20 protein-coding genes and 1 pseudogene are annotated in these 14,588 nt (G+C 46.6%); 12 read left to right on the plus strand and 9 right to left on the minus strand.

The features are described from left to right. Together A3L04_RS01220 and A3L04_RS01225 are read left to right on the plus strand one after the other, a co-directional pair. On the plus strand, positions 1-330 hold the full coding sequence (locus A3L04_RS01220) for a hypothetical protein (protein WP_068575969.1): 330 nt from the start codon (positions 1-3) through the stop codon (positions 328-330). Beyond that, complete coding sequence (locus A3L04_RS01225) at positions 327-641, plus strand: DUF4352 domain-containing protein (RefSeq protein ID WP_084448836.1); 315 nt, start codon at positions 327-329, stop codon at positions 639-641. The genes A3L04_RS01220 and A3L04_RS01225 overlap by 4 nt, the downstream gene beginning before the upstream one ends. Here the strand turns inward: A3L04_RS01225 and A3L04_RS01230 are convergent. The 3 genes from A3L04_RS01230 to fba all read right to left on the minus strand — a co-directional run bounded on the left by A3L04_RS01230 (position 631) and on the right by fba (position 2,878). Beyond that, positions 631-1,101: a THUMP domain-containing protein gene (locus A3L04_RS01230; protein WP_068575973.1), complete on the minus strand. Its 471-nt coding sequence runs from the start codon at positions 1,099-1,101 to the stop codon at positions 631-633. The genes A3L04_RS01225 and A3L04_RS01230 overlap by 11 nt on opposite strands. 12 nt (positions 1,102-1,113) lie before the next feature. Further along, on the minus strand, positions 1,114-1,971 hold the full coding sequence (gene speB / locus A3L04_RS01235) for an agmatinase (protein WP_068575975.1): 858 nt from the start codon (positions 1,969-1,971) through the stop codon (positions 1,114-1,116). A 61-nt stretch (positions 1,972-2,032) separates the two neighbouring features. Then, positions 2,033-2,878, minus strand: a complete 846-nt coding sequence (gene fba / locus A3L04_RS01240; RefSeq protein ID WP_068575977.1) for a class I fructose-bisphosphate aldolase — start codon at positions 2,876-2,878, stop codon at positions 2,033-2,035. Between the two features lie 285 nt (positions 2,879-3,163). On the opposite strand from fba, the gene A3L04_RS01245 reads away from it, so the two are divergent. From A3L04_RS01245 to pheA, 3 genes are read left to right on the plus strand one after another with little or no spacing between them, the layout of a single operon-like run. Then, on the plus strand, positions 3,164-3,373 hold the full coding sequence (locus A3L04_RS01245) for an LSm family protein (protein WP_068322409.1): 210 nt from the start codon (positions 3,164-3,166) through the stop codon (positions 3,371-3,373). A 6-nt stretch (positions 3,374-3,379) separates the two neighbouring features. After that, positions 3,380-4,105 (plus strand): molybdopterin-guanine dinucleotide biosynthesis protein B, encoded by a 726-nt coding sequence (gene mobB / locus A3L04_RS01250; RefSeq protein ID WP_068575981.1) that lies wholly within the window; start codon positions 3,380-3,382, stop codon positions 4,103-4,105. A gap of 55 nt (positions 4,106-4,160) precedes the next feature. Next, positions 4,161-4,982 (plus strand): prephenate dehydratase, encoded by an 822-nt coding sequence (gene pheA, locus A3L04_RS01255; protein WP_068575984.1) that lies wholly within the window; start codon positions 4,161-4,163, stop codon positions 4,980-4,982. Positions 4,983-4,987: 5 nt separating this feature from the next. On the opposite strand, the pseudogene A3L04_RS01260 reads toward pheA, so the two are convergent. Further along, positions 4,988-5,221, minus strand: a pseudogene (locus A3L04_RS01260) (serpin family protein); the annotation flags it as partial. Between the two features lie 305 nt (positions 5,222-5,526). Here A3L04_RS01260 and A3L04_RS11170 point away from each other — a divergent pair. The 3 genes from A3L04_RS11170 to A3L04_RS01270 all read left to right on the plus strand — a co-directional run bounded on the left by A3L04_RS11170 (position 5,527) and on the right by A3L04_RS01270 (position 7,596). Then, positions 5,527-5,700 carry a hypothetical protein gene (locus A3L04_RS11170; protein WP_231963812.1) on the plus strand — a complete coding sequence of 58 codons (174 nt, stop codon included), beginning with the start codon at positions 5,527-5,529 and terminating at the stop codon, positions 5,698-5,700. A gap of 190 nt (positions 5,701-5,890) precedes the next feature. Then, positions 5,891-6,493: an IS200/IS605 family accessory protein TnpB-related protein gene (locus A3L04_RS11175; RefSeq protein ID WP_231963813.1), complete on the plus strand. Its 603-nt coding sequence runs from the start codon at positions 5,891-5,893 to the stop codon at positions 6,491-6,493. A gap of 332 nt (positions 6,494-6,825) precedes the next feature. Continuing rightward, the gene (locus A3L04_RS01270; protein ID WP_068575988.1) at positions 6,826-7,596 is read left to right on the plus strand and encodes an RlmF-related methyltransferase; all 771 of its coding nucleotides are present in this window, start codon (positions 6,826-6,828) and stop codon (positions 7,594-7,596) included. On the opposite strand, the gene A3L04_RS01275 is transcribed toward A3L04_RS01270, so the two are convergent. The 3 genes from A3L04_RS01275 to A3L04_RS01280 form a co-directional block, all read right to left on the minus strand. Next, positions 7,554-8,294, minus strand: a complete 741-nt coding sequence (locus A3L04_RS01275) for an AAA family ATPase (RefSeq protein WP_231963815.1) — start codon at positions 8,292-8,294, stop codon at positions 7,554-7,556. The two genes, A3L04_RS01270 and A3L04_RS01275, sit on opposite strands and share 43 nt — an antisense overlap. After that, positions 8,269-8,598 (minus strand): hypothetical protein, encoded by a 330-nt coding sequence (locus A3L04_RS11180; protein WP_231963817.1) that lies wholly within the window; start codon positions 8,596-8,598, stop codon positions 8,269-8,271. The genes A3L04_RS01275 and A3L04_RS11180 overlap by 26 nt, the downstream gene beginning before the upstream one ends. 108 nt (positions 8,599-8,706) lie before the next feature. Then, the gene (locus tag A3L04_RS01280; RefSeq protein ID WP_068575990.1) at positions 8,707-9,246 is read right to left on the minus strand and encodes a CBS domain-containing protein; all 540 of its coding nucleotides are present in this window, start codon (positions 9,244-9,246) and stop codon (positions 8,707-8,709) included. Positions 9,247-9,296: 50 nt separating this feature from the next. Between A3L04_RS01280 and A3L04_RS01285 the strand changes: the two genes are divergently transcribed. The 4 genes from A3L04_RS01285 to A3L04_RS01300 all read left to right on the plus strand — a co-directional run bounded on the left by A3L04_RS01285 (position 9,297) and on the right by A3L04_RS01300 (position 13,229). After that, the gene (locus A3L04_RS01285) at positions 9,297-11,225 is read left to right on the plus strand and encodes a phosphoadenosine phosphosulfate reductase domain-containing protein (protein ID WP_068575992.1); all 1,929 of its coding nucleotides are present in this window, start codon (positions 9,297-9,299) and stop codon (positions 11,223-11,225) included. Positions 11,226-11,365: 140 nt separating this feature from the next. Continuing rightward, a complete protein-coding gene (locus tag A3L04_RS01290) occupies positions 11,366-12,250 on the plus strand; it encodes an asparagine synthetase A (RefSeq protein WP_068575994.1) in 885 nt (294 codons plus the stop codon). 46 nt (positions 12,251-12,296) lie between these two features. Then, a complete protein-coding gene (locus A3L04_RS01295; RefSeq protein ID WP_068575996.1) occupies positions 12,297-12,944 on the plus strand; it encodes a phosphoribosyltransferase in 648 nt (215 codons plus the stop codon). 3 nt (positions 12,945-12,947) lie between these two features. After that, on the plus strand, positions 12,948-13,229 hold the full coding sequence (locus A3L04_RS01300; protein ID WP_068575998.1) for a hypothetical protein: 282 nt from the start codon (positions 12,948-12,950) through the stop codon (positions 13,227-13,229). On the opposite strand, the gene mce is transcribed toward A3L04_RS01300, so the two are convergent. Both mce and meaB read right to left on the minus strand, forming a co-directional pair. Next, positions 13,230-13,631, minus strand: coding sequence for a methylmalonyl-CoA epimerase (mce, locus tag A3L04_RS01305; protein WP_068576000.1), 402 nt, complete (start codon positions 13,629-13,631; stop codon positions 13,230-13,232). Continuing rightward, a complete protein-coding gene (gene meaB / locus A3L04_RS01310; RefSeq protein WP_068576002.1) occupies positions 13,632-14,579 on the minus strand; it encodes a methylmalonyl Co-A mutase-associated GTPase MeaB in 948 nt (315 codons plus the stop codon). Positions 14,580-14,588: the final 9 nt, after the last annotated feature.

Raw genomic sequence — 14,588 nt, forward strand, 5'->3', positions numbered from 1 at the left:
ATGAGTAAGAAACTTATTATGTTGTTCATCCTTTTGTCCACGATAGTTTTTGTAAGTGGATGCATCGGAGGATCGACTGTCACCAAAACAACTACTGTGACCGTTACCGAGACAGAGACCATAACAATGACCCTAATCGAAAGAGAAGATGTTCCAACGTATTCACAACCACAGCCTTCGAGAACCTATACAACTAGCATCCTCGCGACCTCCACAAGCACAAGTTATGGAGATATTCAGAGTAAAGTTATCCGTGATTATCTCGGTAGAAAAATAGAGCTCAGTCTGGTAGAGTATCTAAGAGGAGAAAGTGCTTATGAAAAAAAATAAAGAGTTTCTGGAACCCAAAACCTGACCCAGGATATGAATATTTGCTCGTAAAAATAAGGATCAAATATATAGATGGAGAAGATAAGCTACCTGTTATGGGGTATGACTTTAGGGCAGGGATAGACAATACTATCTACTCTCCAGAACTTGTGGTGATGCCAAAAACTCTCAAAGAATTCGAGTACGTTGAGTTATTACCAGGAGGAGAGGTGGAGGGTTGGGTAGCCTTCATAGTACCCCAGGGGAAACTTGTACGCCTATATTACACGGACGGACTCGATACATATGAATTTGCAAGGATTAATCCCTAGCTTCCTTCTTAACTATCTCCTCAGGTCTTAGAACTGAAATCCCAGCTTTCTTGCCAAGGACGTTAACCATAATTATGACGTCTGGCTCCTCAAGGTTTACTGGATTGCCGTTTACTGCCTTTATAATTCCTCCCAACCTTTTCTCAAGGGACTTCTCTCCAACCTTCGCCCCCCTAACCTTAACCCTTACGGCAAAGCTCTTTCCTGGGGGCAACTTTATTCCCTTAACCTTCTCTTCAAGATTCTCAAGGTCAACTATATCATCTATGGGAATGAAGCTTTGAAGGGCAAAAGTTTCAAACTCCCTAACCCTTTTTATCGCTTCATCCCGCCCGAGATTGGTCTCTCCTAGGAGCACGCCACCCCACTTCGTCCTCCTAACCCTAGCGTTTATCGCCCACTCAAGTTCGAGCATTGCATCCCCTTCCCTTCCTGGGAGGCATGTCGCTATGAACTTCAAGCTTTAAACCTCCTAGCGGAACTCTCCGAGCATGCCGAGGATGTGGAAGAGCAACTTTCCGGCAGTTAAGGCGGTTATGTTCCCCAACCTATCTCCAGAAACTTCCATTATATCAAAAGCTATTACCTCTTTCCTCTCGCTTATCCATTCAAGGGCCTCTACTACATCCCAGAACCTTAATCCGCCGGGCTCAGGAGTTCCAGTTTCCGGGACTAAAGAGGCGTCGAATACATCTATATCCACGGAAACGTAGATTGGCTCGGGCATCGCTAGGACTAGATCAACGAATGCCTCATAGCTGTAATCTCTGGCATGAACCCACTCAATACCCTTTTCCTCTGCGTACAACAGCTCCTCTCTGGTTCCGCTCCTAACCCCAAATATTGCAACCTTAACGCCAAGCTCGCTTATCCTCCTAGCCACGCATGCATGGTTGAACTTCGAGCCCTGATACTCATCCCTGAGGTCAAGGTGGGCATCGAAAACGACGTAGCTCTTTGGCTTCAGAACCTTAACTGGGGCATAGGTCATCGAATGCTCTCCACCCAGAAATATAGGAATCGCGTTCGGATTAACCTCTCTAAGCTCCCTAATTGTCTCTTCCGCAACCCTAAGGGCATCTTCAACGTTTACTGGCAGAGCTACATCCCCAGCGTCAGCAATCTTAAGCTCGGCTATGTCAACGTTGTAGTCGAGGATGTAGCTTTCGAAGTTGAGGGTGGCCTGCCTTATAAGTGCCGGCCCAAACCTCGCCCCCGGCTTGTAGCTTGTGGTTCCATCGTAGGGCAATCCTAAGATTACAAACTCAGCCTCCCTCAAGTCCACGGTGGGAAGTTCCATGTCGAATGAGCGGTAGGTGTGAAGTAGCATTGCACCACCCGCGCGTAGAAGGAGGGAAGAGTTTAAGAATTTAATGAATAAAGAAGAGGGATCAGATTAAACCTTCAGCCTTCGCAGCTTCCTCAGGATCCTCGTTCCTGTGGACAACTCTTATTAGGGCCTTGATCATTGGCTCTGGGTTCTCCCTCTGGAAGATGTTCCTTCCAACTACGGCTCCAGCTCCTCCAGCCTCGATGACCTCCCAAACCACCTTAAGAAAGTCCACAGGGTTCTCGGTCTTTGCCCCACCACTCAAGAGCACGGGAACTCCAGCGGCAGCATCAACGACCTTGGCAAAGGTTTCTCTTGAACCAGTCCAGTAGGTCTTTATCATGTCCGCTCCGCTCTCAGCTGCTGCTCTAGCTCCGTACATGACAACCCTGTAGTCCTCCTTCTTTCCGTACTTCTCATTGATGTAGGGTCCCCTCGGGTAGGCGAACTGAACAACGGGGAAGCCGAGGTCGTGGGCATAGCTAACTATCTCTGCGAACTGCCTCATCATAGCATCTTCCTGGGGTGAGCCCCAGTAGACCGTTGCGGCTATTGCATCTGCACCGAGCTTGATGGCATCATCGACAAAGGCAAGCTGGCTCTGCATCAGCTGCTCATCCTTTGGCCTTAGATTAGTCTTGCTCGTGAGCTTTATCATCAATCCCACGTTGGGCTTGACTTCATCACCAGCTATTCTCGCTATCCCTGGGAGCATCATTACCCCATCGATTCCAGCCCTTACGACCTTCCTGATTATAACCCTGGGGTTTACGTGTTCCCAGACTGGCTCAAAGTCGGTTGGCCCATGCTCAAAGCCATGGTCCATTGCAAAAATTAATGCTCTTCCATCCCTGCGGAAGAACCTCCTCAATCTCCTCCTAATACCAACACTTTGAAGGGCATCCATATGTATCACCTGAGGTGAATAGATTTATAGTTTAAAAGCTCTTTCCTTGACATAATGAAAAGCCTATAGGTTATTTCTTAGCCAAAGTGTTTAGCAAAAAGTCGGGCTTTATGGATCCTACGTATGCCAGTGTGACGGCGATTGAGTAGTTGAATCCAGTAAACATAGAATAAGCCACCTTAACCTTCGGAAGAACAGTCACCGCTAAAACTATACCACCAAGAAACGTTAAAAAGTGAGCAAGTTCTTTAAGGCTAAGCAGGTTCATTTTGCGGAGGTGAGAGGGTGGAAAGCTTACTTGAAAAAGTTCTCACAGAATGGAAGGGCCACAGGATAGCAATAACGGTGGGAAGCGAGCACTCCTTCACGGGAATCCTTGAGGACTTCGACGGGGAGGTTATGCTACTCAGGGACGTGGTTGACGTCGTGGGGAACAGAGGAAAGGCAATGCTAGTTTCACTAGATGATGTAAGCTGGGTAATGCTCCTGGAGTGATGAGCCATGAAAGCCATGGCCTTTGTCGGCTTCAAGAAGAGCGGAAAGACAACGACAATTGAGGCCGTCGCAAAGGTGCTAAAGGAGAAGGGATACAGGGTCGTGATAGCTAAGAGCATGCACGTTGACTTCGACAGGGAGGGAACGGACACGTGGAGGTTCTCGAAGGTTGCCGATGCAGTACTAGTTAGGGCCCACGATACCGATGCGTTGCTGTTTAAGGCAAAGGACATAAACGCTCTCTTCTCCATGGTGTCCGCTGACGTCATGTTATTAGAGGGGTTTAAGGGCATAAAGCACGTACCCAAGGTGATATGTGCCAAAAGTGAGGAAGAAGTCAAGAAGCTCAATGATGGGCTTGCAATAGCGGTGAGCGGGGTTATAGCGAGCAAAGGGATTAAGGAAATCGATGGACTACCTGTAATAAAGGAGCCTGAAAAGCTTGCCGAGCTCGTTCTAAAGAGAGGTTTTATGTTGCCCAATATAGACTGTGGCCTCTGCGGCTTCAACTGCGCAGAGATGGCCAAGCTTATAGTCAAAGGAGAGAAGAGTGTTGATGACTGCGTTGTTTTGAGCTCAAAGCCCAGGGTTATAATAAAGATAGACGGGCAAGTTCTCCCACTAAAAGACTGGGTTCAAGAGCTTGTAGAGAAGACCATAAAGGGTATGCTCTCAGCCATGAAGGGCTACCGTGAGGGAAGGAGGATAGAGATAATAATAAGGAGCGAATAGTGGGCAGATCTACCTGACTAAACTTCCTTAAAATTTAGCCAAGTGAGGTTTCCCGATGATATACGCGCTAGGTCCCCAGGGAAGTTACACTGAAAAGGCAGCGAGAATTTTCGCCAAGTTGATCTCAGGAAAAGTTAGGCTTCTCCCTTCGATCTACGATGTTTTTGAGGCCGTAACACGAAAAAACCTGGGGGTAGTTCCTGTCGAGAATTCCATTGAGGGGTCGGTAACACTAACAATGGATCTGCTCCTCGAATTCCCAGTTAAAATATTTGGAGAGGTTAGCATCGAGATAAGGCACTGCCTCATAGGCTACAACATGGAAAAAATCAGGAAAGTAGTTTCCCACCCACAGGCCCTAGCACAGTGCAGAAAGTTCATAAGAGAGCGAGGCTGGGAAGTTGAGAGCGTAGAGAGCACTTCAACCGCCGTCCAGCTGGTCGCGAGACTAAAGAGAGAGGATGTAGCTGCGATAGGACCTAAAGAGGCAGCAGAGCTCTATGGCGTTCCCGTGCTCATGGAGGACATTCAGGACTACGAAAACAACAAGACCAGATTCATCCTAATAGGACATCAAGAAATTGAGAACCCACTTAGATGTAATGGCTTCCCCAAGAAATCCTCAATAATAGTCGAGCTTAAGGAGAACAAGCCGGGTTCACTTTACAGGGCCCTTGGAGAGTTTGCAAATAGAGGGATAAATCTCACGAGGATAGAATCAAGGCCCTCAAGGAAAGATCTCGGCCTGTACTACTTCTACATCGACTACGAGTTCTACCCTAGGGACGATGAGCTAATGGAGGCGTTAAGAAAGCACGCATCTTTTATCAAGCACTTGGGCACGTACTGCGTCATAGAAGGAGACTTAAGAGTTTAAGGTTCTCAGGAGGAGGCTCTATTGAGGAAGTCAATCTCCCTTATTTCACCCCGATAGTACTTCCTTATTGTCTCGACGTATTCCTTCTCCTGTTTAGCACCTTCCCTAACCCAGATGGCATTTGCTATGTCAAGGGTGAAGTTCCTAGAGGAGGTTAAGTTGAGGATCAAGTTTCTGACCTCACCTCTCATCTTCTCTCTGGGAGGAAACCCAAACACTTTCTCAAGTTCAGCCTTAGTCTCGCCTTCTGAAACTGTTCTTTTTGCTCGGAATGGTTAAAAGTTATTGTGGGTGAGTGGGAATAAATGGTAGAGGTTTACCTCACGTACAAAGTGAAACATGATTGGGATGTTGGTGGGTTGTTAACTGCATACAAGAGGATACTGCAAGGCAATTGACATTATATGGGAGAACACAATCTGGAGGGAGAAGAAAGTCAGGCATAAGTATTCCATCGGAGATAAAATACGAGTACTACGAGACTGTAAGGTTGATCCCTTATTTTCCTAAATCCAGGGATTTTAAGAATTGGTTGAGGGGTGAATTGTTAAGGGACTGGCCTTACGCTAACCACTACGTTGATTCAGCCATAAAAACGGCTTACTCAATTCTCAACAGTTGGAGGGAGAACTACCTGAAGGGATTAAGGAGGAGAAGGAAACCCACCGTGAAGAGGAGGTTCGTGAGAGTTAAAACAACCCCTAATCAAGGTTACTGAGGGTAAAGTTAGGATTACAATCAAACCCTACGAGTGGGTTTACCTGGACTATTCTCGCGAGTGGTTTTATGACAGAATAAAAGACTAGAAGGTTGGTGAATTAATACTCAAGGAGAGTGAAGTTTACTTAACGTTCTCAAAAGAGATTGAGTTTAATGCTGAAATCAAGATTGGCATTGACTGTAATTTAATGAGTCTTGACGTTTATCATTCAGAAAAAGGCTGGATTAAGGTTGATATTTCGTACATTCACAGGGTGAAAGAACGGTATGAGGGCATAATCTCAATGCTCCAAAGCATTCACAGGAAAGCACCCAAGAGGATTAGCAGGTTACTGGAGAAGTACAGGACGAGGATGAGGAATAGGATCGAGGATTACTTAAACAAGCTGGCAGTCCAGCTAACGAGAGAATTCCCCAACACAGTCTTCGTCCTCGAGGATTTAGACAAGCTGAACATGTTCAGGGGCAATAGTAAAGAGTTTAATAGAAAACTTTCAAGAGCCGTATGGGGTAAAATCGTGCAGAAGCTGTCTTACCGCGTCCCAGTTGAATTCGTTAATCCTCGCGGTACTTCGGGGAGGTGTCCGAGATGCGGGAGTAAGCTAGAGTCCCAAGACGGACGCCTCCTCCACTGCCCAAAGTGTGGTTTTATTGCTGACAGGCAGTTTGTTGGGGCATTTAACATTTGGATGCGGGGAGTTGGGGTCCCCCTGAGCGGGGGCAAGGCCAATGACATACTCCCCAATGAACCCAGAGAGGCTAATGAACCCCAAGTCCGTCGTGAAGGTTGATTTACAAGGGAGAACGTTTACTCACTTATCTCCCTAAACCCCCACGACGGACAGACCCCTTCAGAACCCTCATAGAGCATGGAGAACGCTAAGAATACGCTCAAAGGCGAAATAACTAAGTTATCTTTTCTCCACTAACTAACTTGTACAGGTTGACGGCAAAGTTATTATTCGCCTCAACGACGTTCTCATAGCCTTCCCCCGAAGGGCGTTACAGTTCCATTCCCCAAGCATCCAGCAGTAATAACAATGAGTAGTAAACTTACGATAACTTTGTACATGAGAGCATACCAACAACTATTAAAGAGTAAAACCATATAAGGGTATCGAAAATGTGGAGGGATGGAAAGCTCGGCCTTCCCATTAGAGATGCCGTAAAGATAATCCCCGAACTCAAGAAGTACCTTGATGAGAGAGGCAGGATAGACTTTTCCAACAGGAAGGCAAGGATACTCTACAACAAGGCCATAGCCAAGGCTCTGTTCAACCTCAATATCGAGTACCACCCTAGGGGCCTCGTGACAACTCCGGTCTCTAGGTTTATATTCCTCAAGACATTCCTAAGAGGAGGAGAGAAAGTTCTTGAAATAGGAACGGGGCATACAGCTTTAATGGCCCTTCTCGCCGAGAAAGTTTTCAAGTGCAAGGTTACGGCCACGGAAGTTGATGATAAGTTCTTTGAGTACGCAAAGAAGAACATAGAGAGAAACAACTCCAATGTTAAGCTCGTGAAAAGTGATGGCGGGATAATAAAAGGCGTGATTCCCCAGGAAGAGAAGTTCGATGTTATCTTTTCAGCCCCTCCCTACTACGACAGGCCAACGAAAGGTGTTCTCACGGAGAGGGAGTCCCTGGGAGGAGGCATGTATGGTGAAGAATTCTCGGTTAAGCTCCTCGAGGAGGCCATAGACTACCTAACTCAGAGAGGTAAAGTGGCACTCTTTCTTCCAGATAAGGAGAAGCTAATAAAAGCGATAGTCAAAAGGGGGGAAGAACTTGGATATTCGGTGAGGGACATTAGGTTCAGGGTAGGAACGAGGTGGAGACACAGCCTAATATTCTACCTGAAGGCCTCTTCAACTAGTGGATCTGGAATGAAGTAGCCTTCTCCAGTTTTCTCGAGGTAGCCGTACTTGACTAGATTTTTCAATAGGTTCGTGAAGTTCTTGTCATCAATTTTCTTCCCCTCAATTACCTCCAAGCTCCTCTTTATCTCACTCCAGCTGTACCTTCCCTGGGCTACTATTCTCATTATAAGCTCGTACCTGGGTGATAGCTCCTTCAGCTTTGAGAATTCCAAAAGCACTATCCTGACGGCATCTTCCTTTAGCCTTCCAAGGGCTTCCCTGTGGCCTAAGCCCAGGAACCTGTTATACCCATAGAGCGTCAACCATCCCACGATACCATCAAGCTCCTCAATGGCTTCGTACAGCTCATCCGGTGTTACGTCAATACCTATTTCCTCAAAACCCCTCTTCAAGAAATCCAAGCTCTGCTCCCTGCTGAACCTCTCTAGTTTAATCTCTACATATGGTCTGCCAAAGAGCGGTGATTCGGGGTTATGAAGCCTGAGAAGATCCTCAAGCAGACCAACTTCAGAGCTCGTGAGGATGAAGGTTACGTTTTCAAGCTCGTCAATAGCCCAAGCGAGCATATCAACGTAGCTCGCTTTTGAGAACCTTAAGTATTGGGCCTCATCTATAACCAGAACAACCCTCCCAAACTCATTAATACTCTCGAGGATTTCTGTGAGAGTTGCGTGCTCTCTCTTAATCTCAAAAGCTAACTCCCCTAATGCCACTTATTAGCTGTTTAACCTTCTCAATTCCTGAGATCCTTATTAAGCCTTCTAGAATTTCCTTTGCAAGGGCGTTTGGACTAACACTTTTATGCTGGAAGTACAGTTGTCTAGCATCAATCCTTATCCCAGGATAAGAGGATTCGTTTAAGAACACGTTGACTAGAGAACTCTTTCCGAGCCTCCTTATCCCAAGAACTATAACTAGACCAACTTTCTTCTCAACGGCCCTCTCAAGGGTCATTAGCTCAAACCCTCTATCATAAAACTCATCCTTTCGAGTCTTTGGCCTTGGGTTAAAGAGCACACTACCACCATTAACTGGTACTTACAATTTCCCATAAATATTTCGAAGGGGAAGAAAAGGACTCTGGCCGTGGGCGTTTCATCATTATTCAGTGGAGGTGCTTTCTCTTCATCGTCCTTCGATTAGATCCTTACAGTTCTCGCAAACCCAGATCTCCCTACCCTCATAATGAACCTTGTAGAGAGGCCCGTACTGACCGCAGAGCTCACACATGCCGTAAACTTCTGGCTCTTCCTCGCTCTTCTCTTCCTCTTCTTCATGATTTTGAGAGGCCAATGCCGCAAGTAAGTCAGTTGCAGTTACGAATCCGATAGGCTTACCAAACTTCGTAACTAGAATTCTCCTAACTCCCTTTTCGGTCATCAGTTCAATTGCATCTTGAACGTCGTAATCGTACTCAATCTTAACTGGATTTTTACTCATAATTTCCCTGACCGTTACCTGCTTCGGATCCTTGCCTTTAGCAACTACCTTGTCAAGAATGTCCCTCTCCGTCACTATGCCGAGGATCTCATCCTTTTCCATTACAACGGCACTGCCAACTTTATTCCTTGACAGAACTCTCGCAACCTTGTGAACGGTGTCATTGGGCTTAACCACAACTGCCTTTCTCTTGACAACCTGCTCCACTAGTATCTTTGGCGCCATGGTTACCCCTCCTACTCAATCCGTTTTAGCAAGGGAAATTTAAAAAGGTTATGCGGAAGGGGTTAGCAGGTGGTTCGGTGAGGAAAAGGGGACCGGTAGTCCTGGGGAGGTTTTGGATACACTGGTGTGAGAAGTGTAACGTTCCCCTAATCTCGGACAGGTGTAGCGTTCACGGCGAGGAGGGAGTTTTCAGAATAGATCTGACCCCTCCGGGCGATGTCAGGTTTGCATTTAAGAGGGATATTGAACTGATCAGAGAGGTCTTTATGAAACATTATGGAGTCGATCTAGAAGAGATTTTAGAGGACAAAATCGTTTTACTTAACAAGATCCCGAGCGAAGATGATGCCTACGAGATAATTTTTGACGGGTTTATATTCGGACTCATAATATTCGACCCAATAAAGCTTGAGTGGAGGCCTGCCTTGAAGCTTGAGGGCGCAAAGCTTCTCTGGGAGAAGTTCGGAAAGGAAATGAGGAAGTGGGTTATAATCGATGAAGGTGCCGTAGAGCCGGTAAAGAAAGGAGCAAACGTTCTCCCCGTCGGCATAGTTGAAGCTGAAGAGAGCATAAGGAGAAACGATGAAGTAATGGTGGTTAGCGAAAGTGGAGAAGTAGTGGGAGTTGGAATAGCCAAGAAGGACTACAAGGGGTTAGTATCTGGAGAAAGGGGAACCGGAATTAAGATGAAGAGAAAAGCTCAGGGTAGCGGAAAGAGAATTGAAGGGAAGAAGGCAACTATTGAAGATGTGATAAGGGCCAACAGAATCGCCTTGGAGGAGAAAGTCGAAGAGGCAAAGGAGTTCATGAAGAAAGTCTCGAAGAAGTATGGACTACCCGTGGCGGTAGCGTACTCCGGAGGAAAGGACAGTCTAGCAGTCCTGGGGTTGGCACTTGAAACATTTAGGGAATTCACGGTTTTCTTCAACAATACTGGAATAGAGTTCCCAGAGACCCTTGAAAATGTTGAAGAGATAAGGAGGGAACTAGAGCCTAGGGGAATAAAGTTCGTCATTGCCGATGCTAAAGATGCCTTCTGGAGGGCTATAAACGTATTCTCACCCCCAGGAATGGACTACAGGTGGTGTTGCAAGGTTACTAAGCTGGGCCCGATAACGCTCGCCATAGAGGAGCACTTTCCCCAGGGAGTACTCATGTTCGTCGGCCAGAGGAAGTTCGAGAGCTTCAAGAGGTACAAGCAGGGAAGGGTGTGGAGGAACATCTGGGTTCCAAACGAGATAGGCGCTGCCCCCATATTCCACTGGACGGCCTTGGAAGTCTGGCTCTACATATTCTCCAGACGTTTGAAGTACAACAAGCTGTACGAAAGGGGGATAGACAGGATAGGTTGCTTCCTCTGTCCGAGCCAATCCTTAGCTGAAATAGAGAAGTTGAAGAGAGAAAAGCCGGAGCTATGGGAGAAGTGGTACAACGAACTTGAGAAGTGGAGGAAGAGGCTCAGCCTTCCAGAAGAGTGGATAAAATACGGCTTTTGGAGATGGAGGAGGCTTGGGAAGAGAGAGAAAGTCCTAGCTAAAGAGCTCGGCATAGAGCTCCCGGAGGAGAGGAAGTGGGAGCCTATAAAGTTCACAATAAAAGAGGATGATAAGAAGTACAGGGTGGAGATAAGCACCAAAATAAACCTCAAGAGAATAAGGGAAGTGGCTCCAATCCTTGGAGATGTTGAGGAAAAGCCGGGAGTTTTAGTTGCCGGTGAAAACGAGTTCTATGGGGAAACAAACTACATACTATCACCAACGCTTGATGAAGCCTACGCCTCTTTTTTCCTCGTTAGGAGGGCATACGAATGCGTGGGCTGTGGAGTATGCGTAACTAAGTGCCCGGAGAGGGCAATAAGCATAGATGGGAGGAGGATGAAGATAGTGGTTGATCCAGAGAAGTGCACCCACTGCAGGGAGTGCATGGAAGTCTGTCCCCTAGTCGTTATCAAAGGTGTGGATATAGGTAGCCAGCTTTAGATGACCGTCAAAATTTTTTATATATCTCGAATAAACGTCAGTTTTCGACCATTTTTGGTGACCAATTTTGACCCATTCACAAACTCTGTTGCACAAATGACATAAAACTCCTTTTGCATTCATCAAATTAGGTGAGCAACATGAACGCAGTTGAAATAGTGTCAAGAGATGTTAGCCCGGCACTCGAACTTCAGACTAAGGTGCTAGACTACATGACCGACTTCTTCGTCAAGAAGGGCTTCAAGTGGCTCCTCCCGGTAATGCTCAGCCCAATAACTGACCCCCTATGGCCAGACCCCGCAGGAGAGGGGATAAAACCGGCAGAAGTGGAAGTTTATGGGACTAAGATGAGGCTAACGCATAGCATGATACTCCATAAGCAGCTCGCAATAGCCATGGGGCTGAAAAAGATATTCATTCTCTCACCAAACATCAGGTTGGAGAGCAGGAGCAAAGATGATGGAAGGCATGCCTACGAGTTCACCCAGCTTGACTTCGAGATTGAAGGTGCAAAGATGAAGGACGTTATGGAGCTAATTGAAGAACTAATTCACGGCCTCTTCAGAAAGGCTGAGGAGTGGACGGGAAAGGAGTTCCCGAAGGCCAGGCACTTCAAAGTATTTGATTACAAGGAGATACTCGATGAGTTTGGAAGTGACGAGAAGGCAAGCCAAGAGATGGACGAGCCCTTCTGGGTGGTCAACATACCGAGGGAGTTCTACGACAGGGAAGTCGACGGCTACTGGAGGAACTATGACCTAATACTTCCCTACGGCTATGGCGAGGTTTCAAGTGGTGGAGAGAGGGAGTGGGAGTACGAGAAGATTATCTCGAAGATAAGAGCTGCAGGGCTTAGTGAAGAGGCCTTTAGGCCATACCTCGAGATTGCAAAGGCAGGAAAGCTAAAGCCCAGTGCTGGAGCTGGCATTGGAGTTGAAAGGCTTGTCAGGTTCATAGCTGGAGCGAAGCACATTGCAGAAGTCCAGCCATTCCCCAGGATTCCTGGGATCCCAGCGGTTATCTGAGAAAAATTCTTAAATTTTCTCACTCCCTTCTTTTGGGAGGGACACCATGAAGTCGTTTCCAGCATACCTCGCTTCTTGGGAGGATATAGAGGAGTGGGCCAAGGCCGGAGCATGGAAGATTCTAGAGAGCGGATGGATGCCTGATGTGATAGTGGGCCTCGCAAGAGGTGGATGGATAGCCGCGAGGCTCTACTGTGACTACCTCGGCGTTAAAGATCTAGTAAGTATAAAGGTGGAGCACTGGGGGATAACTGCAACTCCCGATGGTAGGGCGAGACTCAAGTACGGTGCACAGTACGACTTCGAGGGGAAGAAAGTTCTCATAGTTGATGACATTACCGACACTGGAGAGAGCATGAGCTTGGCCTATGAGTACATGAAGAGCAGAAACCCCGCAGAGATAAGGACGGCCACACTCCTAAACATAAAGGGCTCAAAGTTCGTTCCGGACTACTACGCCAAAGATATCGACTGGGCTTGGATAATCTTCCCGTGGAACTTCGTTGAGGACATGATAAACCTAACCAACAACCTGTTCGAGGAGAAAGATAAGTTGACAACTGATGAGATTATAGAGCTGTTCAAGCAGCTCCACGGCATTGAAGTCCCCAAGGAAAAGCTCGAAGAGGCCCTAAGGATGGCCGAAAAGAGGAACATTTTTAAGTTCGAGAACGGCTTCTGGGTCAAGGTGTGAACTTTGGATAAGAAGAAAGCCATCAGAGAAATAAAGGAGCACAGCCAGTATTCAAGGGAAATCTATGAGATGAACAAGGAGGAGATAGGGAAGGCTCTCGATAATTATGATTCTTTAAAAGAAAGCTATCTCGACAATCATCCCAGGGCTAGATTGATAAGGATAGTCGTTAGCGAAGAGCATGATCTGCCCCTAGCCATGGAGTTCCACAGGAAAGACGACTCATTTAAGGGCTTCACAATAGCTATTGGAAAACCCTATGTAAAGAGAAATAAGGAAGAATAGTCATTCTTTTCTTTCACACAACTCTAACAGTACTCCAGTGACACTCTTGGGATGAATAAATGCTATCTTTGCGCCTCCTGCACCAATTCTGGGCTTTTCGTCGATAAGCCTATAGCCCTTCTCTTTCAATTCTTCTAGCTTAGCCTCTATGTTCTCCACTCCAATTGCAAGATGGTGTATTCCCTCTCCCCTCTTCTCGATGAACTTAGCTATCGGAGAATCTTCGCTTGTTGCCTCTAAAAGCTCAATCCTACTCTCCCCAACCTTTATAACCGCCACCCTAACCTTCTGATCCGGAACCTCTTCAACTTCTTCAACCTTAAATCCAAGGCCTTCCCAGACCTTTATTGCCTCATCAAGGTTCTTAACGGCAATACCAACGTGGTCTATCTTCTTGAACATCTACATCACCTCCATAATTATCCGATCCGCGGCAGTGTAAGGATCGATTCTTTTAGCCAGAACATCTCTTATTAAATCCTCAAGCTCTCCCTTCTTTATTGAGGCCTCAACCTTACTCGCTATTATCCCCGAGGCTATCGTCTTTATCTCCTCTTCAATCCTGAATCTCCTCTTCTCCTCAAGTCTTCCTGAAGATTCTAGATACTTCTTGTGCTCCTTGATTTTCTTCCAGAGCTCCTTTACTCCCTTACCAGTAGTTGCAATTGTCTCAATTATTGGAGGCCTCCATCCAAGCTTCTCCCACTTTTCGGCTTCAAAATCCAAGGTAAGGGACAATTCAAAGTAGGTAGCATCAACACCCTCCCTGTCAGCCTTATTTATCACGAATATATCCGCTATCTCCATTAACCCAGCTTTTATAGCCTGAACGTCATCTCCAAGACCCGGAACGGTAACTAAGACTACAGTATCGGCGGTCTTGACGATATCAACTTCAACCTGCCCAACTCCAACAGTTTCGACAAATATTATGTCACAGCCATAGGCATCCAGAACTTTTATCGCGTCATTAGTGGCTTTCGCAAGTCCCCCCAGAGAACCTCTAGTTGCCATGCTCCTTATGAAGACCCCAGGATCAGTAGCGTGCCCTTGCATCCTGATTCTATCACCGAGAAGTGCTCCACCCGTAAAGGGGGATGTCGGATCAACGGCTATTACCCCAACAATCAGCCCTTCCTTTCTAGCCTCTCTTATCAATTTGTCGAGAAGGGAGGATTTTCCAGCTCCAGGAGGGCCTGTAATACCTACTATATATGCCTTTCCAGTTAAGGGATAAATTTTCTTCACGATCTCCCTCGCCTTCTCCTCATCGTTCTCAACCAGAGTAATTAGCCTCGCAACTGCCTTTCTGTCCCCTTTCTTTAGCCTTTCAATTAGCTCATCTATCATTTTAACCAC

The organism is Thermococcus chitonophagus (assembly GCF_002214605.1).
In the GTDB taxonomy this organism is placed as follows: Archaea; Methanobacteriota_B; Thermococci; order Thermococcales; family Thermococcaceae; genus Pyrococcus; species Pyrococcus chitonophagus.